The sequence below is a fragment of the Candidatus Binatia bacterium genome (genome assembly GCA_029243485.1).
Taxonomy (GTDB): domain Bacteria; phylum Desulfobacterota; class Binatia; order UBA12015; family UBA12015; genus VGTG01.
The window spans coordinates 508231-530808 of record JAQWRY010000086.1 but is presented as its reverse complement, the minus strand read 5'-3'; the positions used below and the strand labels follow the sequence as shown (position 1 = coordinate 530808).

Annotated in this window: 23 protein-coding genes; 6 read left to right on the top strand and 17 right to left on the bottom strand. The window is 64.2% G+C overall.

What is annotated here, in order from left to right; genetic code table 11:
• Window positions 1-106: 106 nt before the first annotated feature.
• Window positions 107-772 (bottom strand): HAD family phosphatase, encoded by a 666-nt coding sequence (locus P8R42_27230; protein MDG2308288.1) that lies wholly within the window; start codon window positions 770-772, stop codon window positions 107-109.
• Between the two features lie 88 nt (window positions 773-860).
• On the opposite strand from P8R42_27230, the gene P8R42_27225 reads away from it, so the two are divergent.
• Entirely contained in the window at window positions 861-1637 is a 777-nt protein-coding gene (locus P8R42_27225) for an ATP-binding cassette domain-containing protein (protein MDG2308287.1), read from the top strand.
• Window positions 1634-3160: an ABC transporter permease/substrate-binding protein gene (locus P8R42_27220; GenBank protein MDG2308286.1), complete on the top strand. Its 1527-nt coding sequence runs from the start codon at window positions 1634-1636 to the stop codon at window positions 3158-3160. The genes P8R42_27225 and P8R42_27220 overlap by 4 nt, the downstream gene beginning before the upstream one ends.
• Here the strand turns inward: P8R42_27220 and P8R42_27215 are convergent.
• Window positions 3157-4155, bottom strand: a complete 999-nt coding sequence (locus P8R42_27215; protein ID MDG2308285.1) for a lysylphosphatidylglycerol synthase transmembrane domain-containing protein — start codon at window positions 4153-4155, stop codon at window positions 3157-3159. The two genes, P8R42_27220 and P8R42_27215, sit on opposite strands and share 4 nt — an antisense overlap.
• Before the next feature lie 2 nt (window positions 4156-4157).
• A complete protein-coding gene (gene asnB, locus P8R42_27210) occupies window positions 4158-6038 on the bottom strand; it encodes an asparagine synthase (glutamine-hydrolyzing) (protein ID MDG2308284.1) in 1881 nt (626 codons plus the stop codon).
• Between asnB and P8R42_27205 the strand changes: the two genes are divergently transcribed.
• Window positions 6006-6467 carry a VOC family protein gene (locus tag P8R42_27205; GenBank protein MDG2308283.1) on the top strand — a complete coding sequence of 154 codons (462 nt, stop codon included), beginning with the start codon at window positions 6006-6008 and terminating at the stop codon, window positions 6465-6467. The two genes, asnB and P8R42_27205, sit on opposite strands and share 33 nt — an antisense overlap.
• Window positions 6464-7156, top strand: coding sequence for an endonuclease III (nth, locus tag P8R42_27200; GenBank protein MDG2308282.1), 693 nt, complete (start codon window positions 6464-6466; stop codon window positions 7154-7156). The genes P8R42_27205 and nth overlap by 4 nt, the downstream gene beginning before the upstream one ends.
• Here the strand turns inward: nth and P8R42_27195 are convergent.
• The 7 genes from P8R42_27195 to P8R42_27165 all read right to left on the bottom strand — a co-directional run bounded on the left by P8R42_27195 (window position 7077) and on the right by P8R42_27165 (window position 13288).
• Window positions 7077-8528, bottom strand: a complete 1452-nt coding sequence (locus P8R42_27195) for a sodium:solute symporter family protein (protein MDG2308281.1) — start codon at window positions 8526-8528, stop codon at window positions 7077-7079. The genes nth and P8R42_27195 overlap by 80 nt on opposite strands.
• Entirely contained in the window at window positions 8525-8767 is a 243-nt protein-coding gene (locus P8R42_27190; GenBank protein MDG2308280.1) for a hypothetical protein, read from the bottom strand. The genes P8R42_27195 and P8R42_27190 overlap by 4 nt, the downstream gene beginning before the upstream one ends.
• A gap of 23 nt (window positions 8768-8790) precedes the next feature.
• Entirely contained in the window at window positions 8791-9714 is a 924-nt protein-coding gene (locus P8R42_27185) for a Dyp-type peroxidase (GenBank protein ID MDG2308279.1), read from the bottom strand.
• On the bottom strand, window positions 9715-10206 hold the full coding sequence (locus tag P8R42_27180) for a hypothetical protein (protein MDG2308278.1): 492 nt from the start codon (window positions 10204-10206) through the stop codon (window positions 9715-9717). It abuts the gene before it with no gap.
• Window positions 10207-10264: 58 nt separating this feature from the next.
• A complete protein-coding gene (locus tag P8R42_27175) occupies window positions 10265-11839 on the bottom strand; it encodes an MFS transporter (GenBank protein ID MDG2308277.1) in 1575 nt (524 codons plus the stop codon).
• A gap of 418 nt (window positions 11840-12257) precedes the next feature.
• Window positions 12258-12716: an Hpt domain-containing protein gene (locus P8R42_27170; protein ID MDG2308276.1), complete on the bottom strand. Its 459-nt coding sequence runs from the start codon at window positions 12714-12716 to the stop codon at window positions 12258-12260.
• Window positions 12717-13078: 362 nt separating this feature from the next.
• Window positions 13079-13288 carry a hypothetical protein gene (locus tag P8R42_27165; protein MDG2308275.1) on the bottom strand — a complete coding sequence of 70 codons (210 nt, stop codon included), beginning with the start codon at window positions 13286-13288 and terminating at the stop codon, window positions 13079-13081.
• Between the two features lie 167 nt (window positions 13289-13455).
• Here P8R42_27165 and P8R42_27160 point away from each other — a divergent pair, with 167 nt between their 5' ends.
• Entirely contained in the window at window positions 13456-13911 is a 456-nt protein-coding gene (locus P8R42_27160) for an NAD(P)H-dependent oxidoreductase (protein MDG2308274.1), read from the top strand.
• Window positions 13912-13956: 45 nt separating this feature from the next.
• Window positions 13957-14376 carry a hypothetical protein gene (locus P8R42_27155; protein ID MDG2308273.1) on the top strand — a complete coding sequence of 140 codons (420 nt, stop codon included), beginning with the start codon at window positions 13957-13959 and terminating at the stop codon, window positions 14374-14376.
• Here P8R42_27155 and P8R42_27150 read toward each other — a convergent pair.
• From P8R42_27150 to P8R42_27120, 7 genes are all read right to left on the bottom strand, one after another.
• On the bottom strand, window positions 14373-16592 hold the full coding sequence (locus tag P8R42_27150; GenBank protein ID MDG2308272.1) for a molybdopterin-dependent oxidoreductase: 2220 nt from the start codon (window positions 16590-16592) through the stop codon (window positions 14373-14375). The genes P8R42_27155 and P8R42_27150 overlap by 4 nt on opposite strands.
• A complete protein-coding gene (locus P8R42_27145; GenBank protein MDG2308271.1) occupies window positions 16589-18292 on the bottom strand; it encodes an FAD-dependent monooxygenase in 1704 nt (567 codons plus the stop codon). The genes P8R42_27150 and P8R42_27145 overlap by 4 nt, the downstream gene beginning before the upstream one ends.
• Window positions 18293-18437: 145 nt before the next feature.
• Window positions 18438-18959: a hypothetical protein gene (locus P8R42_27140; protein ID MDG2308270.1), complete on the bottom strand. Its 522-nt coding sequence runs from the start codon at window positions 18957-18959 to the stop codon at window positions 18438-18440.
• Window positions 18959-19828 carry an amidohydrolase family protein gene (locus tag P8R42_27135; GenBank protein MDG2308269.1) on the bottom strand — a complete coding sequence of 290 codons (870 nt, stop codon included), beginning with the start codon at window positions 19826-19828 and terminating at the stop codon, window positions 18959-18961. The genes P8R42_27140 and P8R42_27135 overlap by 1 nt, the downstream gene beginning before the upstream one ends.
• Complete coding sequence (locus P8R42_27130; GenBank protein ID MDG2308268.1) at window positions 19828-21222, bottom strand: hypothetical protein; 1395 nt, start codon at window positions 21220-21222, stop codon at window positions 19828-19830. The genes P8R42_27135 and P8R42_27130 overlap by 1 nt, the downstream gene beginning before the upstream one ends.
• The gene (locus P8R42_27125; protein MDG2308267.1) at window positions 21219-21569 is read right to left on the bottom strand and encodes a hypothetical protein; all 351 of its coding nucleotides are present in this window, start codon (window positions 21567-21569) and stop codon (window positions 21219-21221) included. The genes P8R42_27130 and P8R42_27125 overlap by 4 nt, the downstream gene beginning before the upstream one ends.
• A 108-nt stretch (window positions 21570-21677) precedes the next feature.
• A complete protein-coding gene (locus P8R42_27120; GenBank protein ID MDG2308266.1) occupies window positions 21678-22490 on the bottom strand; it encodes a TauD/TfdA family dioxygenase in 813 nt (270 codons plus the stop codon).
• Window positions 22491-22578: the final 88 nt, after the last annotated feature.

Genomic DNA, 22578 nt, shown 5'->3' with positions numbered 1-22578 from the left:
GTCTTCGAACGCGGGGGCAGGCGGATTGCCTGCCCCCGCTTTTCGCGCAGGAAGAGATCACGGCCTTCAGCGCGGAACTGTTCACCGCGTGGTATCAGACCTCGAACTAGGCCGGCGCGCCGTCGCCGAGCAATGCCGAGATCGCGGCTGGGGACAGCTCGCGCAGCGAGTCCACGACGAGACTCGCCGAGGCCAGTGCGTCGCGCGTCGTCGTCCCGGTCAACGCGATGCTTGCCATGCCCGCCGCGTTCGCGGCGGCGACTCCCGCCACCGCATCTTCAATGACGACGCAGCGCTCCTTCGGCACACCGAGGCGCTCTCCCGCGAGCCGGAAGACCTCTGGGTTCGGCTTCCCGTGGGTCACGTCGTAACCGGTCACGACTGCCTCGAAGCAATCCGCGCGATCGAGGCACTCGACCGAGAGCTCGATGTTCTCCGGTGGCCCTGATGAACCGATCGCGATACGAAAGCCCGCGTCACGGAGCGCGTCGATCAACTCGACGGCTCCGTCCATCGTCGGGAAGTCGTCGCGCACCATGTCGCGATAGAGCGCCTCTTTGTGATCGTCGATGGCGCGCATCGCGTCATCATCGAGACCGTCTCCCCAGAATCTGCGGATGATCTCCCGGCTCGTGCGACCGAAGGTGGTCGCGAACTGTTCGGGGGTCATCTCCACACCGGCCTCTCTCGCCGCGCGGAGCCAGCTGTCGCGGTGCGGGGCGAACGAGTCGACCAGAACTCCATCCATGTCAAAAATGACGGCGCGATCCATGGAGGCGTCCGCTAGCAGACTTGGTCGTGCGCGGCATTGTCGCGCCGCCATTTGCGACCAGCTCCTTCTCGTCGTACTCCGAGCAGACGTGATCGAACTCGAGGGACTGACCAAGCAATACGAAGGCGTCACCGCGGTCGACGACTTGTCTCTCGAGGTGCAGGCCGGTGAGCTCCTCGTCCTCCTCGGCGGCTCCGGCTGCGGCAAAACGACGACACTCAAGATGATCAACCGGCTCATCGAGCCCACGCGAGGCCGGATCCGGATCGACGGCGAAGACGCCACGAGTGTCCCCGTTCACGAGCTTCGGAGACACATCGGCTACGTGTTCCAACGGATCGGCCTGTTCCCACACATGACGATCGCCGAGAACATCAGCGTGACACCGCAGTTGCTCGAGTGGGCCCCGGACCGGATGGCTCGACGTGTCGACGAGCTTCTCGAACTCGTCGAGCTCGATCCGGGCGAGATGCGCGATCGCTTTCCCGACGCGCTCTCGGGCGGCCAGCAGCAACGGGTCGGTGTGGCGCGAGCGCTCGCCGCCGAGCCTCGCGTGATGCTGCTCGACGAGCCGTTCGGCGCGCTCGACCCCCTGACACGCGACCGGCTGCAGGAATCGTTCACGCAGATCCGCCGCAAGCTGGGTCTGACTGCGATCTTCGTCACACACGACATGGTCGAAGCTCTGATCCTGGGCGACCGCATCGCCGTCATGGACGCGGGACGACTCGTACAAATCGGAACTCCGCAAGAGCTCATGCAGCGGCCGGAAGGCGAACTCGTTCGTCGGCTGATGGACACGCCCCGCAGGCAAGCGCAGGCGGTCGACGCCCTGCTCGAACCCGTCGATGGGAAAGCTTCGTGAGCGACCAACTCGCGCTACTGCCCGAGTATCTAACGGGGCATCTTCAGCTCACGATGCTCGCGTTGCTCTTCGCGGTCGCGGCGAGCATTCCTCTCGGCATCATCGCCACGCGCGTGAAGTGGCTCGAGCAGCCGCTGCTCGGAACCGCGGGCATCATCCAGACCATTCCGAGCCTCGCTCTGCTCGCGGTGATGGTCCCCGCGCTCGCGTTCCTCGGGCTCCAAAGCATCGGCTTCCTACCCGCGCTCATCGGCCTCACGCTGTACGGACTGCTTCCTATCCTCCGCAACACCGTGACCGGGATCCAGGGGGTCGACCCAGCGCTGACCGAGGCGGCGCGCGGTGTGGGAATGACCGAGTCGCAACAACTGTGGCGGGTCGACCTCCCGCTTGCCCTACCGGTGATCGTCGGTGGCGTGCGCACGGCCACAGTCTGGACCGTCGGCATCGCAACGCTATCGACGCCGGTCGGAGCGACGAGTCTCGGCAACTACATCTTCAGTGGTCTTCAAACGCGCAACTTCACCGCCGTCGTCGTCGGCTCCGTCGCAGCCGCCATTCTGGCCCTCATTCTCGACGGGCTCGTACACCTTCTCGAAATCGGCGTGCGCGATCGGCGACGAGAGTACCTACTCGCGTCGGGGACCGTCTTCGCCTTGCTCTTCGGTTACGTCGCGATCACCCTAGCGGCGCCGCTCCTACAGGGAGGCGACGTGCCGATCCGAATCGGTTCGAAGGCCTTCACTGAGCAGTACATTCTCGCCGACATCATCGCCGACCAGGTCACGGCGACGACTGGCCTCGAGACCGAGAAGGTCGCATCCCTCGGCTCGACCGTGGTCTTCGATGCGGTCGCGACCGGCAACATCGACCTCTACGTCGACTACTCCGGCACGCTCTGGGCAACGATCCTCAAGCGCCCGGAACCACCGCTGAACCGCCAAGAGGCGATCGAGGTCGTCACCGAGTACCTGCGCGCCGAACACGGCATGACGGTTATCGGCTCGCTCGGCTTCGAGAACACGTACGCACTGGCAATGCGGCGGGAAGAAGCGGAGGCGCGGTCCATCACCACGATCAGCGACCTCGTCCCCTTCGCGCCCCGGATGTCGATAGGCGCCGACTTCGAGTTCTTCTCACGAGCCGAATGGAAGTCGATCCACGATCACTACGGTATACGGTTCGGAAAAGAGCGGCAGATGGATTCTGCCCTGATGTACCAAGCAGTGGCGGGCGATGCGGTGGACGTCATCAGCGCGTATTCCACGGATGGACGGATCGCGGCACTCGATCTCTTCGTTCTCCAGGACGACAAGGGAGCAATCCCACCCTACGACGCACTAATGGTTGCGAGCCGGCGCCTGCGCGAGGAACAACCCGAGGTCCTCGAGGCTCTTCAGGAGCTGGTCGGAACGATCGACGCCGGCTCGATGCGCGCAATGAACTTCGACGTCGATGAGAATGGCGAATCCGCCGCGAGCGTCGCCCGCCGATTCCTCGCGAAGCTTCGGTCCGGCGACTAGGCCGACTCGGTTCCGATTTCCTCCCGCGCGCGCCGAAAGTCTGCAAGCGTCACCCCCGCGAGCGGCAGCGCGATTACACCTTGAAGAACCAGTGTGATGAGCTGAATGCCGTTCAGCACGATCCCGTATGCGAGCGCATCCGCCTGCTCGACCCCGAACAGCCCGAGCGCGAGGATGCACGCGTACTGGTAGGTGCCGATCATCCCCGGCGCCTGCGGCAGGGCCGTTCCGAAGCCGATGAAGATGAAGACGATCAGTGCCGCATTGAAGGGAACGTCGAACGAGAACGCCTGGATCGCGACCCAACTCGATAGGATCGGCAGGAACCACAACGCGAGCGAGACGAGGAAGACCATCGTGACAAGGCGCGGATTCGGCAGGATCTGCATGCCGTCGAGAAGCGCGCGCACAAACTTTTTGAGACCGTCGCCGAACCGCTCCGGCAGGTAACGAATCACCCAGCGGTCGAAGAACGGCTCGCCCTTCGTCCACAGAAGGATGACCAGCACGACGAGAACTGCGGCCGCGGTCGCGGGGACGACGGCCCCACGCCGCACCCACTCCGGAAGATCGCTCGTGGTGAGCAATCCCAGGAGGATGTAGAAAACGATGACGAGCGAATCAAACGTCTTCTCTACGACGAGGTTGCCCACGACGTTGGAGAAGCTCACCGACGAACGCCGCGACATCAGCCACGGGCGAACGAACTCGCCCAGGCGCGCCGGAAAGAGATTGATCGCCATGTAGGCGACGCTGGTCACGACCCAGATGCGACCGAGCGGAACGTGCTCGAGGGGGCTTAGTTCGAGCTGCCATCGCCAGGAGCGAAAGATCTGCAGCAGGAAGCTGATCACGACGGCTGGGATCAGGTACCACGGGTCGAACTTGGAGAGCGCGCCGCCGAGCTCGTCGAGCGAGACGCTGCGAAACGCCAGAAAGAGGAACGCGGCCGCGATCCCGAGGCTCACCAGTACGTTTCGAGTCGTAGAAGACATGCTCACCTAACCCCGCTCGCCTCGGCCCAGATGCCGAGGCTCAGTAGAGCCCATACCGTACCTTCCCATGGACCGCGGAAATACTCATGTGGGTTCTGTAGCCACGTCTCGAGGCCGGGAAGGGCACGGCGCAGCGGCGCGCAACCGAGCATCCGGTCGTGGACTCGTCCCTCATCCTCGGCGAGCAGCTCCCGAATGGTGCCGTAGTTGAAGTTCCGCTTCCGCAGCTCGACGATTTCTCGAGGGATGTGGTTCTCGCCCCAGAAGCGGAGGATCTGCTTGGTGTTCGCCCGCCCCGGCCAGAAGTGGACACGTGCGGAATCCGGCAACGCCCACACGAACTCGACCAGGTCGCGATCGAGAAACGGAAGCCGCAGCTCGGCCGACGAATCCATCGCCACGGAGTCCGCGAAGGAGAGGATGTCCTCCGCCAAAAACGTCCGCATCATCACTTCCTGAATGCGGTCGAGTGCACTCGCCTCGTCGCTGCACTCGTCGTAGAGGCGAGCGACCGTATCCAGGTAGGTATCGGGAACGCCGTCCTGACTCAGGATTTGCGAGACGTCCTCGTGCGGGAGTGGGCGGTGAATCAGATACCGCGCGGCCTCGGGCACCTTCCGCAGCGACGTCCGGCGAAAGCGGCGCTGCCTCCTGTCGGGCGATTCGGGTCCAAACGTCTTGTTGCCGAAGAGGGCACGGAGCGTGACCGTCGGAAGGTAGGAAATCCATCGCATGCCCTGGAGGCGAAAGCGGTCCTGACTGAGACGATAACCGCCGAGGACTTCGTCCGACCCATGGCCGCATACGAAGACGGTCGCATGCTCGCGCGCGTTTCGGATGAGAAGCCACGTCGCCAGAGAGGCGCCGTCGCCCATCGGCTCGGTGAATCGCGAGAACGCTTCGTCCATCGTCTCGAGCCGACCGCGGGGCGTAACTCGGAGATCCCAGCTCGGCGCGTCGAACCCCTTGCTGTCGATGGGCACCAGGCCTGGCTCGTCCTTCGCCATCACATAGGTAAACGTGGAGACGTCTCGACCGCCCTCGCGCATCGCGTAGCGAATCGAGTTGCTGTCGATGCCGTCGGACAGAAGCAGCGACACCGGTACATCGCTCACGAGGCAGCGCTTCGACGCCTGGACCAACAACGAACCGAACTCGTCTGCCAGATCCTCCTTGCTCCGCCCGCGTAGCTGCTCGCGCCGCGGCTTGAAGCGGGGGTCGTACCAGGAACGGACGTGCGTACCGTCTTCGCCGGCTTCGAGGAGGTGGCCTCCGGGCAACTTCTTCACGTCTCGCAGGACGGTGCGCGGCGCCACGACATAGCGGAGCGTCAAGTACTCAACGAGGGCGTCCTCATCGAGCTCCCGAGGGACCCACGGCGCCTGAATCAGAGCTGCGATGCTCGACGCGAACGTGAGCGCGCCTGCGCCCTCGTGATAGTACAGCGGCTTCTCGCCGAACCGATCCCGAGCGAGCCAGAGCTTTCGCTCCTCGCGGTCGTAGATCGCGAAGGCCCACTGCCCGACCATGCGGTCGAGTGCCGCCGGGCCCCACTTCTCCCACGCGAGTAGGAGAATCTCGGTATCGGAGCTCGAGCGAAGGTCAGCAGGGTCGACGCCGAGTTCGTCGCGCAGATCGCGAAAATTGTAGACCTCGCCGTTGTAGCTCACGACGTAGCGCCCACTGGCGCTCACCATCGGTTGCCGCCCGGCGTCACTCAGGTCGAGAATCGAAAGTCGACGATGGCCGAGCGTGATCGGGCCTTCTTCGAGAAGTCCGTCGGCGTCAGGCCCACGACGTTCCAACGCGGCCAGCATCGATTCGATGGTAGACCGGTCGTCGCCGGAACTCTGCGTCCGGAAGATGCCAGCGATGCCACACACGAGCGCGAACTATATCAGGGCAATTCCCGAGCGCGACTATCTGAACGTCTTGCACCGAGAGGATCCGACGGGCTACGAGCGAAGCACAGCAACAGGAGGTCTCTCATGATCCGAAGCGTGCACACCATGTTCTACTCTTCCGAAACGGAAGAGCTCCGGGCTTTCCTACGAGACAAGTTTAGCTTCACCGAGACCGACATGGGGCGTCATACCGCGGACGAGACTCACCCGGCGGGCGAAGCCGCCGGAAGCCACCACATCTCCTCGGACTGCGACGACCTCGACACAACGGTGCGAGAGCTGCGCGAAAAGCACGTCGAGTTCATCGACGAGCCCAAGGATCAGGGCTACGGCACAGCCATCCACTTCAAGACGCCCGGCGGACTCGTTCTCGAACTCTACCGACCCCACTACACGAAGGGTTCATGACGCGCGCCGAGAAGGCGGAACGCGTCCAGGCGCTCCTAGAAGAGCTCTACGCGAAACCGCCGATCCCGCTCGACCACGCCGACCCGTACACGCTGCTCGTCGCCGTTCTGCTCTCGGCCCAGACGACGGACGAGCGCGTAAACAAGGTTACTCCAGATCTTTTCGCCGCCGCGAACACACCGGCGGACATGATGAAGCTCGGGGAGCAGAAGATCCATGGGTTCATCCGAACCTGTGGACTCGCTCCCGCGAAAGCGAAGAACATCGCCGGGCTCTCCAAGATCCTCGTCGAGAAATATGCGGGCGAAGTCCCCCGCGAGCTCGATAAGATGGAAGAGCTTCCGGGGGTCGGCCACAAAACCGCGAGCGTCGTCGCCTCGCAGGCCTTCGGGCAGCACGCGTTCCCGGTCGATACCCACATCCACCGGCTCGCGGCTCGCTGGGGGCTATCCAACGGGAAGAACGTCGAGCAGACGGAACGAGATCTGAAGAACCTCTTTCCGTCCGAGAGCTGGAACAAGCTCCACCTCCAAATCATCTACTTCGGACGGGAGCACTGCCCCGCGCGCAGGCACGACTTATCGACGTGCCCGATCTGCTCGTGGACCGCTACGAAGAAGCGGATGCGCGAGGAGACGTCGCAAGCGAGCCCAACCAAGCGACCGTCACGTTCAACGCGAGCCCGATGACTCCGACGTGCACACCCCCGAGCGCCTTCGTGCCGAGTAGCGCCATCACAGTCGCGTAACCGGTCCCGACGCAGATTCCCCAGAACGTCGGCCACGCGCGCAAGCGCGTCCAGTGCATCGCGAGGAGGAAGGCGGGGACGCACTGGACGAGGAGCTCCATCTTGAGCTCGATGAGTCTCCACAGGGTGAGCTGTCCCCACATCGCCAGGGGCACCATGAGGAGCAGGATTCCGGCCGCCAGGCGCTTTCCGAGCTTCGTCGTGGCCGGATCTCGACCGGAGCGTCCCAAGAGATCACCCGCCGCGAGCGAGCCGAGAGACAGGAGGCACGAATCCGCGGTCGACATGATCGCAGCCAACGCGCCGAGGAACACGAGGATCGCGCCGGCGGTGTGGCCCCCGCCATCCGCCGCCCACTGTTCGAGAAGAAGCGGCGTCACTTCGTCGCTGGCAACACCAAGGTCGAGATTCAGACGGGTGATCGCAGCGACGCCGATCAGGGTTACGACGAGCGTCGTCGTGAGCGGCATGAACGTCATGATCGCGAGCGAGCGCGTCAGCACCTTGCCGCTGCGCGCGGCGAACACGCGCTGGATCGCTTGCGGATAGAGAACGCTGCCGAGTCCCAAAAGCGTGATCGAGCTAAACCAGTTCGCGCAGACCGTCGCATCGGGCACGACGACGGCAGAAGGCCGAACCTCGGCCACACGCTCGGTGATTGCACTGAGCCCTCCCGCGGTGCCGACCAGCCACCACAGAAGCGCCGCGAGGCCCCCCAACATCAGGATCCCCTGCGCAGCGTCGGTCCACGCCACCGCGCGCATGCCGCCGCGGCTCTCGTAGAAGAGGATCACGAACGCCAGGCCGACGATTCCGAACTCGTACGAGATCATCCCGTCGGTGACGCGACCGGTCATGTGACCCATTGCCTGGAGCTGCGCCAACAGAAAATTGGCGAGTGCCGTGCACATGAGAATGCCGACGGCGAGCGAGAGGGCGCGGGCGCCCGGCTCTCCGGCGAACCGGTGGCGGACCCAATCGCCGGGGGTCACAAAGCCCTCCGCGACCGCGACGGGCCGCAGACGTGGAACGAGCGCATGGAACACCACGATGATCGACATCATGAAGCCCGTCGCCATGATGAAGGAGAAGCCGCTTCGATAAGCCTTCCCCGGGTACCCGAGCAGCGAGTTCCCGCTGTAGGCGGTCGCGTAGAGCGTGAGGAAGAGGACGAACACGCCGAGGTCGCGTCCGGCCAGGAAGTGATCGCTCGGCGTGGAGTCCTTACTCGCGCGGCGCGCGATCTCGGCAACCAGGACAAGACCGACTAGGTAGAACCCGAGGGCGACGAGACCCATTTGGCCGAACGTCACGACTTGGGCTCCGATCCGTCACCCGGCATCTTGGGATCTTCGACATCACTCAGCAGCCAAGCCACCGAGTTCAGTACGGCGACGCCGACATAACACCCGAGCGCGACGGCGACCCAATCAGGCAGCCCGAAGATCAACGTGACCTGCTCACCGGTGCTCCGATACCACGGCACCGAGGCGACGAAGAGGACTCCGATCATCACGAGCAGAAAAGCTCGCACGCGGCGCTTTGTCTGCACGACGAGCTCCCCCTAACCGCGTCTCAACGAGCGATCGAGCGCAAGACGGAAAGCGATGGCGCGAAGAACGTCGCTCCCGAAACGGCCTTGGTGTAGTCCATGAGGTGATCGTGCTTGCCGTCGCCGCTCGCGCCGAGCATCCGATCCAGCATCTTGAACGGGATCGCGAGATCGTTCGTATAGGCGATGAAGAACAAGCCGGCCTCGGACGAATCTCCGTAGGGGAAGCTGTGCCGTACGATCTCGAGCTCTTCCCCCTTCTCTTCGATCACGACGCGGCTGATGTGCGCCGTGGGCGGCTTGGCTTTACCGCGAAGCTCGACGCTGTTCTTCTTCCGACGACCAATCTGCTTCTCCTGTGCCGCGTCGGACAGGCGGCTCCACTTCGAGAGGTCATGCACGTAGCGTTGGGTGAAGACGAAGCTGCCTCCCGCGAACGCGCGATCCTCGTCGCCGATGAGCGCGACGTTCGCGCGCTCCCGTTTCCCTTTGGGATTCTCGGTGCCGTCGATGAAGCCCGTGAGGTCGCGTGCGTCGAGGTACCGGAAGCCGTGGACCTCTTCGAGGACGCGCACGCGATCACCCAGCTCGGACCGGAGGCGCTGCGCAATCTCGAAGTTCAGATCCTGCCGGTTCGAGATGGCGTGGAGGAGAATGTCGCCTCCCGTTGACGGCGCGACGAGGGTTCGCTTGCCCGTTTTCTTGAACGGTCGGAAGCCCCGTGGTTTGCTCGTCCGCGAAATCCGGCTCCACAACCGCGTCCCAAACGCCACGTTCGCCACCAACCGGGAGCGTTTGTCGAGCCGCGCGACCTGCGCCGCGAGCGCCGGGACGCGCGCGGCGATCTTCGCAACGGCCCGCGCGTGCCGCGGGCTCCTCACCTTCAGAACGAGGAACAGCGCGTGCGAGCCGGGCTCCGGAAGGATGCCCCCCTGAGGCGTTGCCACCTAGTCGTTCCCTGCCGACTTCTTCGCTTCAGCGGCTTCCTTCGAATCCGCCGCCGGTGTCGCGTTCGGCGCTTCGGCCTTTCGGGTCCCCTCGGCTGCCTTCGCGTCTTCCTTGGGCGGCGAAGCGGACGCTTTGGCGGACGCAGACGCACCGCCATGGAGCGTGCGGTTGATGTCCTGCAGGAAGGCGTCGACCCGGACTCCGATCGTCGCACCCTCCTTCGTCGTCTTGCAGCCCCCGCGCTTCTCGGCGCGTTCGAAAAGACGCTCACGCTTGTCCTCGGCGCGCTTGAGACACGCCCCGGAAACAGGGACGCCGGCCTTCAGCGAGCGCTCGTAGCACTGCGCCTTGTCCTTCACTTCCTTCACCGAGGACTTCAGCTTGACGATCGTACAGCGCGCCTCTTCGCTGACCTTCGCGCCGGACGCCGGTGTCACCACCAGCACCGCGACGGCCGCCATCACCCAGAACTTCATCCATCCAAAACGCATCGAATCCACCTCCGTATTGCGAGCTACCCGTCGACGCTGCCCAACTTCGGGGATGCAATCAAGACGGGTCGGAAGAAGAGGCCGTAGGCAGGAGCCCCGCCCCCCAGACGAAGAGGGCCACCACCGCGTAGCCGCCGGCGGTCGCGTACGGCGTGGGGTCCGAGATTTGCCAGGGAAGGAACGTCGCTCCTCCGGGCAAGGGAGAGTGGATCACGCCGAAGAAGGAGGCGATCGCCGCGATCGCGAATGTCGCGGCGGCGGCGGCCAGGCGCCCGTCGATGACGAAGGCCAGTGCCGACCCGATCAGCATTGCCGAGAAGACGAAGCCCGCGGCAAGGAGTTCGAGGGCCTTCCAGGAACTCGCCGCCGGCCCGGTCAGATCGGCCGCCGAGACGCCCGCACCACCGAGAAACTGATTCCCCAAGATGACCACGACATTCGCCAGAACGGGCAGAAAGCAAGCGGCCACGGCGGCGGCGTAGCGCTTGGGAACCGCTACGAAGGCGTGCCCGCCGATCTCCAAGCCGATGAAAACCAGGATCGGAACGACGACGATCTCCGGCAGCGCATGTACGAGCCACGAGAGGTACCCCAGGATTCCGCCGATCCCGACGAAGAGAGCGGTCGCGAGCGTGTAGCCGGCTCGGCCACCCATGCGCTTGTACGCGGGGTGACCGATGTATGGGGTCGTCTGAATGACGCCACCGACGAGGCCAGCGAGCAGAGTGCTCACGCCCTCGGTGAGGAGGATCGAACGCGTGTCGTACGCGTCACCGGCAGCATTCGCGGACTCTGTGTTGTCGATTCCCCCGATGACCGTCGCGAAGGCAAGTGGGATCGCGAGGGGGAGATAGTCGACCGCGATGTCCATGCCGGCGAGGAACCCGAGAGTCGGGATGGGCCAGGTGACGCCCATCGAAACCGAGGCCGTCGCGAGAGCACCCTCCTCGTTAACCGAGAGTCCCATGCCCTGCAGGGAGTAGAAGGCGATCGTGGACAAGATGACGACGCCGAGCACGGGCGGAACCCGGCCGGGAAGCTCCATCCCCCGGAGCAGGACGAGCATGATGAGAAACAACGAGAGGAGACCGACCAGCGGATTCGCGAACAGCTTCAGCATCGGCATGAAGGCGATGAGGCAGACGCCGATCGCACCGATGGTACCGAGCATGGCGGCCGGCGGAACGAAGTCGCGCAGCCGGGCGGCGAGCCAGGCAATCGCGATCTTGAAGAGGCCCATCATCACCATGAGGGCCATGCCGACTTGCCACGCGAGAACCGCGTCGCCGGTCTGCTGATAGACCGGCCCGAGGGCGCCGAACGTCAAGCCAAAGAGGGACACGGTATCGATGCCGAGAGGCATCGCGGTGACGTCGTCGCGACCCGTCCGCCGCGCGAGCCGGAACGCCAGCCACGTGTAGATCAGATCACCGACCAGGACGCCGAAGGCCGTACCCGGCAACATCCGCGTCAGCACCAGGTCTGCGGGGTAGCCGAACACCTGGATCAGGATCGTGCTGAAGACGATGAGCTGAGCGACGTTGTCGAACATCAGCCCGAGGAACGCGCTCACATCCCCCGGCTGTGCCCAGGTGTAGCGGGTCGTCGAGGTCGGAGTGCCAGGCGAAGCCATTGGTGGACTTGCGGTATCGGCGGTCGCCCACGGCGTCAAGCTGATGGCGGGTTAGCTACCCGCGCCGATCCACCGAAAGTTCGCGGCATCGACCGGGCTTCCCACCTGCGCCGGGATTCCTGGGCTACTCCCAGCCTGCGCCATCACAGTGACCGCTTCTTCGGAACTCCGCCCTGCGAGGCGATCTTCACATCCCCCGTCCCGGTTCCGACCCCACCCAAGAGGGGGAAGTAATAGACGCCCGGCGCGAGAGTCCGGTTAACCCTCCCAGAAGGGGGGTCAGGGCCAGGCCGAGCGGACCGGGGGTGACCCGTTCACCGAGGCTCTGAGTGCTCTGCGACCTCGGTCGGATCGACCGAATGGGAGTACGCTCGGGCAGGCCTGATGCGCGAAAACCAGCCGAGGTTCAGATCAAAGGCTAGTCAGTTTCGAGAGGCTCCGACTCCGCGAGCTTTGTGAGGGCCGGCTTCAGGCGTTCGAGCTCTTGCTCAAGGGTGGCCAGAGCTACCGCGACGCTGTCGAGAGTCCCCTCCGCACCGAGGGCCTCGAGCCGACAGGCGGCATCGGAAGCCGGATCCGCCGCGAGGACCAGCAACGACCCCTTGAGCTTGTGTGCCGCACGCTGGATACCCTTGGCGTCCAGCTCCGCAACGGCCGAGCGAATGCTGTCGAGAGCGTCCGGCGTGTCCGCGAGGCACATGCTCGCCAACTCGACCAGCAACGAGTACTCACCACCGGCGCACTCGAGAGCGGCCTCCTCATCCATGGGCCGCGGGCCCGCCGTACCCATCTGCGAATTGCTCATGTTATCCTCCCACGTCGCTACGTGACGCGTGATCACTTCGTTCACCTCATATGCGTCGACGGGCTTAGTCACCTAGTCGTCCATGCCCACCACTGCGCACTAGCCCTTCATGTCGTTGTTCGAAGAGCGCGAGGCCGACGCAGAACGCCGGGCACCTCACCGTGGACCCGCTGGGTCGCCCCTCCGCCTTCTTCTTTTTCGCCGTCATTCCGTTCTGCTCCCCAAACCTGACCCGCCTCGAGCCACTCCTGAGTCAGGAATCGACCCGACGGCGCCGAGGCTTTACTCTTTTTCGCAGGAAACAACCTGGTGCCGGACACGCCTCCGTGCAGAGCGGAGTCGATTCCGGTGTGGACCCGTTTCAGACCTCCCGGCAGTCGGCCGGCTCAGCGACAGGCCAACGTTGGACCGGCGGACAAGGGCGGTTTCGACCCCTACGGTCCGGCGCTGACGTGGCGAACTCTGCAGCGGCCCGCAGGAGAGCCGACGACAAGCAGGCCATGGTAGAAAACTTCGAAAACGCAGTTCAGGTTGGTGTTCGGGTTATGCAGAAGCAGAAGAAACCGCAGGCGAACCAGCAGAATCGGCTGCGCTTCGAGAGCCAACAATTCCTCCAGGTTGTCCGTACGGTTGTCGGGTGGCATCTCTGCGGATGCACGAGCCCCAGAAGCGGAGCAAGCAATATGCCGTTCGCTGTGATCAGATTTCCTAGTGAGAGCGGGGCAAGGCGCCCGCGGAGGGGGCAACATCTTGCCGATACGCGAGGTAAATGCGCACGTCGGCGGAGAGAGAACCTCATAGAGCCGGCGCGATGAAGCATCTCCTCATCGTCTTCCACTCACAGGGAGGCGGCACCCGCGCGATGGCGGACGCCGTCCTCGCCGGCGCTTCAGAAGAAACCGAGGTAGAGACCCGCATGGTCGATGCCTTCCAAGGCGGCCCCGACGACCTCCTCTGGGCCAACGCGGTCATCTTCGGGACGCCCGAGAACTTCGGGTATATGTCCGGCGCCTTGAAGGACTTCTTCGACCGAACATTCTATCCCCTGCAGGGGAAGGTCGACCAGCTGCCGTACGCGGTCTTCATCAAGTGCGGCAACGACGGCAGCGGTGCACTCTTCAACATCGATCGAATCGCGAAGGGGTATCCGCTGCGACAGGTGGCGGAGGCAATCGTGCACAAGGGCGACGTCGACGACGCCGTCCTCCAGAAGTGTACGGAACTCGGACAGACGCTCGCGGCCGGTCTGGCGATCGGAATCTTCTAGCGACAGCCGCTCGGGTCGACTCAGCTGGCCTGATACAGTCATCTCATGATTCTTCGACGTTGGGCGATCGCGGCCTTACTCCTTGCGGTGCCGCTGACGACGGCTGTGCGGTCGATCCAAGCCGCTCCCGCCGGCGACCCGCGCCTGGTCGGTGCGTGGCACACCGTCAGCGTTGATGGAGATGCGCTCTTCTTCATCGTCCACGGAGCCGAGCTCGACTTCAGCAAAGACGGGCAGTTCACCGCCCGGATCCGCTTCACGGACGGCGAGACGGAAACGAAGAAGGGCGTCTTCAAGATCGACGGGGACCACATCGAGCTTTCGATCCCCGCGATGAAGGCCAAGGAGTCGGCCACGTACACGATCCAAGGGAACGACCTGGTCTTCCACGACAAGTCGTTCGGGATCACCATCAAGATCTCCAAAGGAAAGGCCCAAGATGACTCCGGGCACGACCTGTTCTAGGCCGACCGCACCTCGACCGGGATCCCGTTGGCCACACTGGTCCCGGACGGAACGTCCAACTCCCGCTCGTCCGTGAGTTCGTTCGAGTTGACGCCCGGCTGCTGACTCGCCGCAACCGCAAGCCTCGTCTTCGGGTCCGCATGACCGAATCCGTGCGGAAGACTGACGACGCCGGCCATCATCTCGTCGGAGACCTGCACGTCGACCGTCACCGCGCCGACACGCGAGCGCACTTCGGCTCGTCCACCGTCTTCTACGCCGCAGCGCTCTGCGTCTGCCGGATTCATGAGAAGAGTGCACCGGGTGCGCCCGGCGGAGAATACCTTCACGTTGTGCAGCCACGAGTTCATGTTCCGCAACTGCCGACGCCCGACCAGGCGCAGACGCGTATCGGACCCCGTGGTCTCGAGCCGGCTTCGGAGCCGCACCACGTCCCGGGTGATGTGTTCCGGTGCGAGCACGATTCGTCGACCCGGAGTTCGTAGGAGTTCCGGGAACCGGGGCTCGAGTGGGCCCAAGTCCGTTGCGTGTTCGCGCTTGTGGAGCTTCGAGAGACTCAAGCCGTCCGCGTCGTCGTCGAATCCATCCCCGTAGGGCCCGGAGCGGATCATCACGTCCAAAAGGCGCATCGGACCACGATCCGGCAAGCGGGCTCGAACGTAGCTCGGCTCGATGTCGGGACGCGTGGCGAGGCGTCTGCGGAGCAACGTGTCGAAGGCCGCGTCGTCCAGATCGTCGCAGCTACGCCCGGTCATTCGAGCGGCGAGCTCGAGAAAGATCTGCCACTGATGCATCGACCCGGGCTCGGGCGCGAACGCCGCGCCCGACCACCGAGCCATGTTTCGAGTCGTCGTGCCCTCGAAGAGATAGTCGTAGTTCTCGAACTCGAGTTGGACGGTGCTGGGTAGCAGGACGTCCGCATGCCGCGTCGTCTCGTTCATGTAGATGTCGAGTCCGACCATGAAATCCAACTGCTCGAGCGCTCGAGAGAGGCGCGCTCCGTTCGCCGTCGAGAGAACCGGATTGCCCGAAATCGTGACCAGCGCGCGAATGCGGTCCTCGCCCGCAGAGTCGATCTCTTCGGCAAGCGCGGCGCTCGGGAGTGTTCCGTTCACTTCCGGAAGACCGCGAACCACCGTGCGCCAGCGTCCGAGCGGCATCTCCGCACCGATCGTCGAGCTGGGTTCTATCTGTCCGGTCGCCGGCCGAGGGAACATGGCACCGCCCGGCGAGTCCAGGTTGCCGCTCAGAATCGAGACGACGTCGACGAGCCAGCTGGCGAGCGTTCCAAACTCCTGCGTGCAGGTTCCGATGCGGCCGTAGCAACAGGCGCGCTTGGCCCCCGCAAACGCACGGGTGATGCTGCGAATGTCGTGGGCAGCGATTCCAGTGATGGCAGACACCCTCTCCGGCGCAAACTCCTCTGCGAGCGCGCGGACATCTTCCATTCCATCGGTGAACTCGGCCAGCCGCCCCGGCCGAAGGAGGTTCTCTTCGAACATCGCGTGCACCATCGCGAACAGAAAGAAAGCGTCGGTGCCGGGTCGGATGAAGACGTGCTCATCCGCCACAGCGGCGGTCTCACTTCGGCGCGGGTCTACAACCACCAGCCGTCCGCCTCGCTCGCGCAAGGAACGAAGACGCCCCTTCATGTCAGGCGCCGACATGAGGCTTCCCTGCGACACGACCGGGTTGCCGCCCAGCACGAGCAGGAAGTCCGTTCGATCGACATCGGGAATCGGCAACACCGCCCCGTTGCCGTACATCAAGCGTGACGAGACGACCTTCGGAAACTGGTCCATCGTGATCGCCGAGAACGCGCGGGGGCTCGCGAGCGCCGACGTCAGGTGGCGCAGATAGAGCTGCGCTCCGACGTCGCTGCCGATCGGATTACCGATGTACGACGCGATGCAGCCCGAGCCGTGGGAACGCTGGAGATCCACCAACCGACCGGCCACCTCGTCGAGCGCGGCGTCCCACCCGATCTCTTCCCAGTCTGCGCCGATCCGCCGGAGAGGACGACGAATCCGGTCCGCGTCTTCGAACACCGCCTGCATGCCGAATGCCTTCGGGCACAAATAGCCACGGCTTCTCGGATCGTTCTCATCGCCCGTGACCCCCAGCACCCGTCGCTCCTCGGGATCCAGCCGCAGCACGAGCCCACACGACGCCTCGCAGATCGGGCAGGAGCGGTGGAGCACGTCGCCCGTGCTCATCCGGCACCACGCACGCGATCGAGGACCGCGCCCGCGTCACTCGGGGCCGTGTCCCCACGCCACGCGACATGCTGATCCGGTCGAACGAGAACCAGGTCACGTTCGTACAACCGGCGTGCATTCTCGTCGCGTACGTCGACCAGCCACAGAGGGAGGCCACACTCCCGCGCTGCCTCCACGAGCGCGTTCACCGGCACTTCTGCGAATCGCAGCAACGTGAAACCCGGACCGAAAAGATCGAACAGGCCGCGACCATCCTCCAGAATCACGCTCGGCGGCCGCGCACCCGGCCACGTCGAAGGCACGTATTCTTCCTGCGACCAGGTCGGTGCCTCCCCTTCCTCCGCGCAGATGATCGGCGAGCCGTCGTACCGATAACCCAACTCGATTCCACGGGCCTCGTTCTCCAGGTTACCCAGGGTCCGTATCTGCTCTGCGAGCTTGCCACGGGAGCCTTCTCCCTTGGTTGAGTCTTCATGAATCTTCGGTGACGCCGCCGCCGATATCTGCATCCGCACGGAAGCGTGTCGGACCGACGTATCGCGATTTCGGCAGCCGACCGGGAGGCGCTCGGTTTCGTACGACGGCAGCAAGCCGGGACCGCCCCAGCCCTCGAGAACTGCCGCAAGCTTCCAACCCAGATCAACCGCGTCTCCAACTCCGGTGTTCATCCCGTAGCCACCGGTCGGGATCATCTGGTGCGCCGAGTCACCCGCGAGCCAGACGCGCCCTCGACCGTAGCTCTTGGCCATCGCGAGCCGAGGCGTCCAGGCACTAGCAACGATGATCTCGCAAGCGAACTCCCGACCCAGCGCATCGAACAGAACTTTCTTCGGATCGAGCGTGTCGGTGTCGACACCGGCGCGGAGCGGCACGTGCAAGGTCCAGGTATCGAGGTCGTTCTGCGCGATCAACGTGCCGCTGACGGGCGCCTGAATGTGCCAAACCCTTCCGAACCGTTCGAAGAAAGGGCGATCCGTGGAACGGAAGTGAATGAGATAAAACCGACCGTCGAGCCGCCGCTCTCCCCGAACGAGTCCTCTCATCATGGAGCCCACGGCCTTCAAGACTCCACCACCCATTCCGCGCAGAAGTTGGCCAACCGACGCGTACTCGAAGTCGATGCCGAGACCCTTCCGCGTCACGCTCGCGGCTCCGTCACAACCGGCGAGGTACGCGGCGCGAACGGATTCGAGATCACCAGTCTCCGAGTTGCGGATCGTAACGTCCACACCGTCCGCATCTTCTTCGAAGGAGTCGAGCGCCCAACCGAAGCGCGTCGAGACGTGACCGCCGCGCGCCTCGAGCAGCTGCTTCAAGACAGGCTCGAGGACGACCTGCGAAATCCGCATGTACGGCTCGAGCGCAAGTGTCCCGTCGTTCACGTAGCGAATGATCTCACGAGCGGTCTCGACACTCGGGTAGGCGAAGCGCGCGATCTCCCATTCGGCGAGCTTCGAGCACCACAGAACATCCATCGAATGATCAGATGGAACCGCGTGCGAGCGGATTTCGTCGGCAATGCCGAGACGGCGGAAGTGCTCCATGCTGCGCCCGTTGGTGACATCCATCTTCGGGTGCTGCGTGGTCGTGAGGTTGCGCTCGACCAAGAGCGCCGAAACACCGCGCTGCTCTAGCTCCAGGGCCAACACGAGCCCCACCGGGCCACCGCCTGCGATCAGAACCTTCGTCTCGATCATTCAGCCCCGCCGCCGCTCGGGCCAATCGAAGTCTTCACGAGGTCCACACTCGCTTCGCCGGTTCGAATCGTGAGGAACTCCATACCTTCGCGTCGGATCGTCCCAGTCGATCTTGTCGTAATGAAGAACGGCTGGTGGGGTCGCGTCAGTTGCCATCGCGATCTCCTGCGGCTGCAAGTTCAGCCTGTGCGCTTCGCGCAAGTTCCTCTACGCGCCGCAGCCCAGCTTCGAGTGCTTCGGAATCGACACGCGCGCTCAGCTCCGTCCCACCCGCGAAGGCCAGCATCTCGTTCAGGCGATGTCGAAGTTGGTGCAACGCCCACGGAAGCATCTCGCCCATCGCCACGGAATCGAACTGGACGATAGTCTGCTTCTCTCCCGAAGGCTCGATGTAGTGGTAGTGCGGTTCGTGTTCGAAGAGATCGAAGCGAAGATATTCGTGATCATCCGCAACGGCCTTCACGTGGAGCGAGACTCCGTTGTCGTTCACGGCGCTGCCCTTGAGGTTCGCCTGGATTTCTTCCATCTGTGCGCCGCCGTAATTTGCGGCAAGCTCCGCATCGTCCAGAAGCCTATGCTCGACGCCGATCGACAAGACACCCGCAGGGACCCAAGTCGTGTGCCGTTCGTCCGGTGGAATCGGGGGGACGGTGTAGACGGTGCCCATCATGAGATCCCTCCAGCGGCGAGTCGAGTGAAGACCGTTCGCGCAGCCCCGCCGAGCAGTGCCGTCTTTGCTGCCGGAGACAGCTTCAGCTCGTCGATCTGCGTGAGCGCGTGCCGGTGTCCCACCACGGGAAAGCTCGTACCGAACAATACCTTGCCGCGCCCGGGTCCCGCCGCGAATCGAACGAGCTCGAAAGACCAATGCCGCGGCGGATACGCCGCCGTCCCGAGGAAGACGTTCGGGTGCTTCAAGGCCATCGCGATCGCCTCGTCCCCCCACGGCCAGCCGGTGTGGGAGAGAACGAAACGCACGTTCGGAAAGTAGAGCGCCGGTCGATCGATCCCGATGGGTCGACCGCACTCGCTCGGCATCAGTCCGCCCGACGTACCCGCCTGCACGACGACCGGCACGCCGTGCTCCGCGGCAACCGCGTAGAACGGGTAGAGATCACGATGATCGAAGGGGCGATCCCAGCTGTGCGTGTGGAGATGCAACCCCACGAACCCAGGGTCGCGCAGCACCGCTGATGCCTCCTGCGCCGCGGAAAATGCGGCGGCCGGATCGATCGTCCAGAGCCCGCCGAAGCGACCCGGATGGGCCGCGACCAGCCGCCTCACTTCACCCGCAGACGTCGTGAACCCCTCGAACTCGAGTTCCGCAGCCGCTTCGGGGTCCGCCGTCGACGGGAGCAAAACTCGATCGATGGACAACTCGTCCATCCGGGCAACGAAGGCGCCCGGGGCAGCGAAGCTGTCGTCGGATTCCTTGCGCACCTTGAGCGGGATCCCCTGAAGCTCGATGGCGCGTGCCCACCGATCTGCGTAGTCCGGCGTGAACGCGTTGCACCAATAGTCGATCGTGCCCGCCATCACTCGCCCCTCTCGTCGCGGAACCGCTTCGGCTTCGGAGACGTCTGGATCTCGGTCAGTGGATCGAGTTCTCCGGGCGCCGCCAGCTCGACACGAATGCGCACCCCGAGCCGCTCCTTCAACCGGCCCTCGGCCTGCGAGGCGATCTCCTCGCGTTCCGGCCGATCGAGAGCCGCCGCGAGGTGAACGATCATCTCATCTCGATTTCCTTCGCGCACCGCTCGAACGAAGTAGTCGGTCTCGAGCCGTCGGTCGTCCAACGCAATCTCACCCACGGCTTCCGGCCACACGTTCACACCGCGAAGCTTCACCATGTTGTCAGCGCGCCCCGCGAACGGACCCATGCGTCGCAACCAGCTTCCGCATTTGCACTGCTCACGCGGGTACAAGAACGACAGGTCCATGATGTTGTACCGGAACTGCGGACTACCGGTCTTGTATATCTCTGTGATGCAGAGAGAGCCCTGCTCACCCTCAGGCATCGGCTCCCCGGTTTCCGGATCCACGACCTGGACGATGAAGGCGTCCTCGAAGATGTGGAGGCCATCGTGCTCCGGGCATTCGACGGCCACCCATTGCACTTCGTGGAAGCCGTACGACTCGAAGCACTGCGCACCCCACGTCGATTCCAACTTCTCGCGGTCTCCGATGTTCGGAAGCGCCTGGATGTTGAAGTCGGCCTTCGGGTCGAGGCCCATTTCGCGCGCCATGTCCGCGAGCCGGAGCAGGTAGTCGCCGGTCGTGAGAATCGCGGTCGCACGGTACTGATGTGCCAGCTCCACCTGCCGGCGCGTGCTCGTCACGTTCCCGGTCCCGGTCGTGAGGACGACGCAGTTCAGCCAACGATGAAGCGCCTCGTCGAACGCGAATGCGCCGTTGTGTGTCGAGTAGGCCCACGCGTTGACGACGACGTCGCCCGGGCGCACGCCCTGAAGGTACAGGGCCCGCGCCATCAGAATCGCGCCGGCGTCGCGATCCCACTGCGTATAGAGCGTCGGTCGAGGTGCCCCGGTCGTCGCACCGGACATGAAAATCCGCACGGGCTCTTGGCACGCACCGTCGAGCGAGGCTCCCTGGTAGTCACCGAGCGGAGGATGCTCTTCGATACTTCGCCGCAGATCGTCCACCGTGTACGCGGGAACCCGCCACAAATCGTCCAGCGTACGCAATTGGTCGGGACGGAAGCCGGCCTGATCCCACCGCCGGCGAAAGAACGGAACCTCGTACACTCGCGTCGCACGGTCCTGCAGCGCCGACAGCTGCCGCGCCTCGATCTCTTCGCGACTCGCTAGATAGTCGCCCTCGAAATACTCGGGCGGTGGCTGATGCACGCGCATCAGCTGATCGTAGTCGACGACCTCGAAGGGCCGCCGGAAACCCGGCGCAACGCTCATATGCCCGTGGCCTCCTCGGAGGCCGACGTCATGTGGCTTTCCGGGAAGCGATCGAAGTCGACGGCGTTGTCGCAAAGAATTCTTCGTTTGCTCTCATCGGTGAGACGCTTCTGGCCGAGGAAGGTCTGCACGGCGCGCGGATACTTCGAATCGGGAGACGGGTAGTCGGGCTCGAACAAGATCCGCGAATCGCCGCGCTCGTCGATCACGTGGGAAACCAGATGCTCGTCGCACTCGTTCGTGACCCCGCAGTTGCGCTTGAAGTACTCGGTCGGGGACTTCGTGCACTCCGGTGCTTCGGGAATCGTTCGAACACGCCGCCCGCGATCATCGCCTCCGTCGTCCACCTCACGGCTTCCTGTCGGCGGCCGTAGAGCGCTTTCAGACTTTCGACGACGGGGGCATCGGCATCGAATACTTTGAATCCATCTCTCATGGTTGCTCATTCTCTAGGCTCAACGAGGTGCGTCACCCGACAAGGTCACGCGGTGCATCACTCGACGCTCGGTGTAGTCCGGTACCGCGTAGTGTTGGACCGATCGATTGTCCCAGAACGCAATCGAACCGACGTCCCAGTGGAAGCGACACTGGAACTGTGGCGACCGCACATGATCGACTAGGAACGGAAGCAGGACTTCGTTTTCGCGCTCCGACAAGCCGACGAGGTGCGTCGTCGAATTTCGATTCACGTACAGCGCCTTCCGGCTGGTTTGCGGGTGCGTGCGCGCGACCGGATGTTCGACCGGAGGCCACTTCTTCTGCAGCTCGCCGAGATCCGCAGTGCTGTGACCCGCCGCAATCGCTTTCTGGAGAGGCCGGGTGAGATCGTGCACGGCGCGGAGCTCATCCACCAGCGCCCGAACCGGAAGAGAGAGCGCCTCGTACGCTGCGTACATACTCGCAAAGCACGTATCGCCGCCGACCGCGGGCAACTGAACCGCCTTGAGGATCGAACCCATCGGCGGCTCGGCCATGAACGTGTTGTCGCTGTGCCAGGCGTCTGCGCCCTCCCCCTTCGGCGAGACCTGATCGAGCACCACGAGTTCCGGGTCGGTGCCGTACTTCGGGGTAATCGGCGGAATGCTGATCTCGCCGAACTGACGCGCGAATGCGATCTGCTGTTTGGGTGTGACGTCCTGCCCACGGAAGAACACGACGAGGTGGTCGAGCAATGCGGTCTCGATCGCCGAGACGTCCGCTGCGGCGAGCGGCGCGCGAAGATCGACTCCCAGGACCTCGGCCCCGATCAGAGCCGAAAGTGGACGCACCTCGATGGACACCCGGGCAATACACCCAGAAGGCCTGCGGGAGGCAAGCCAATCGCTGTTCGCGCCGGTTGAGCTCGACCGCCGTCGG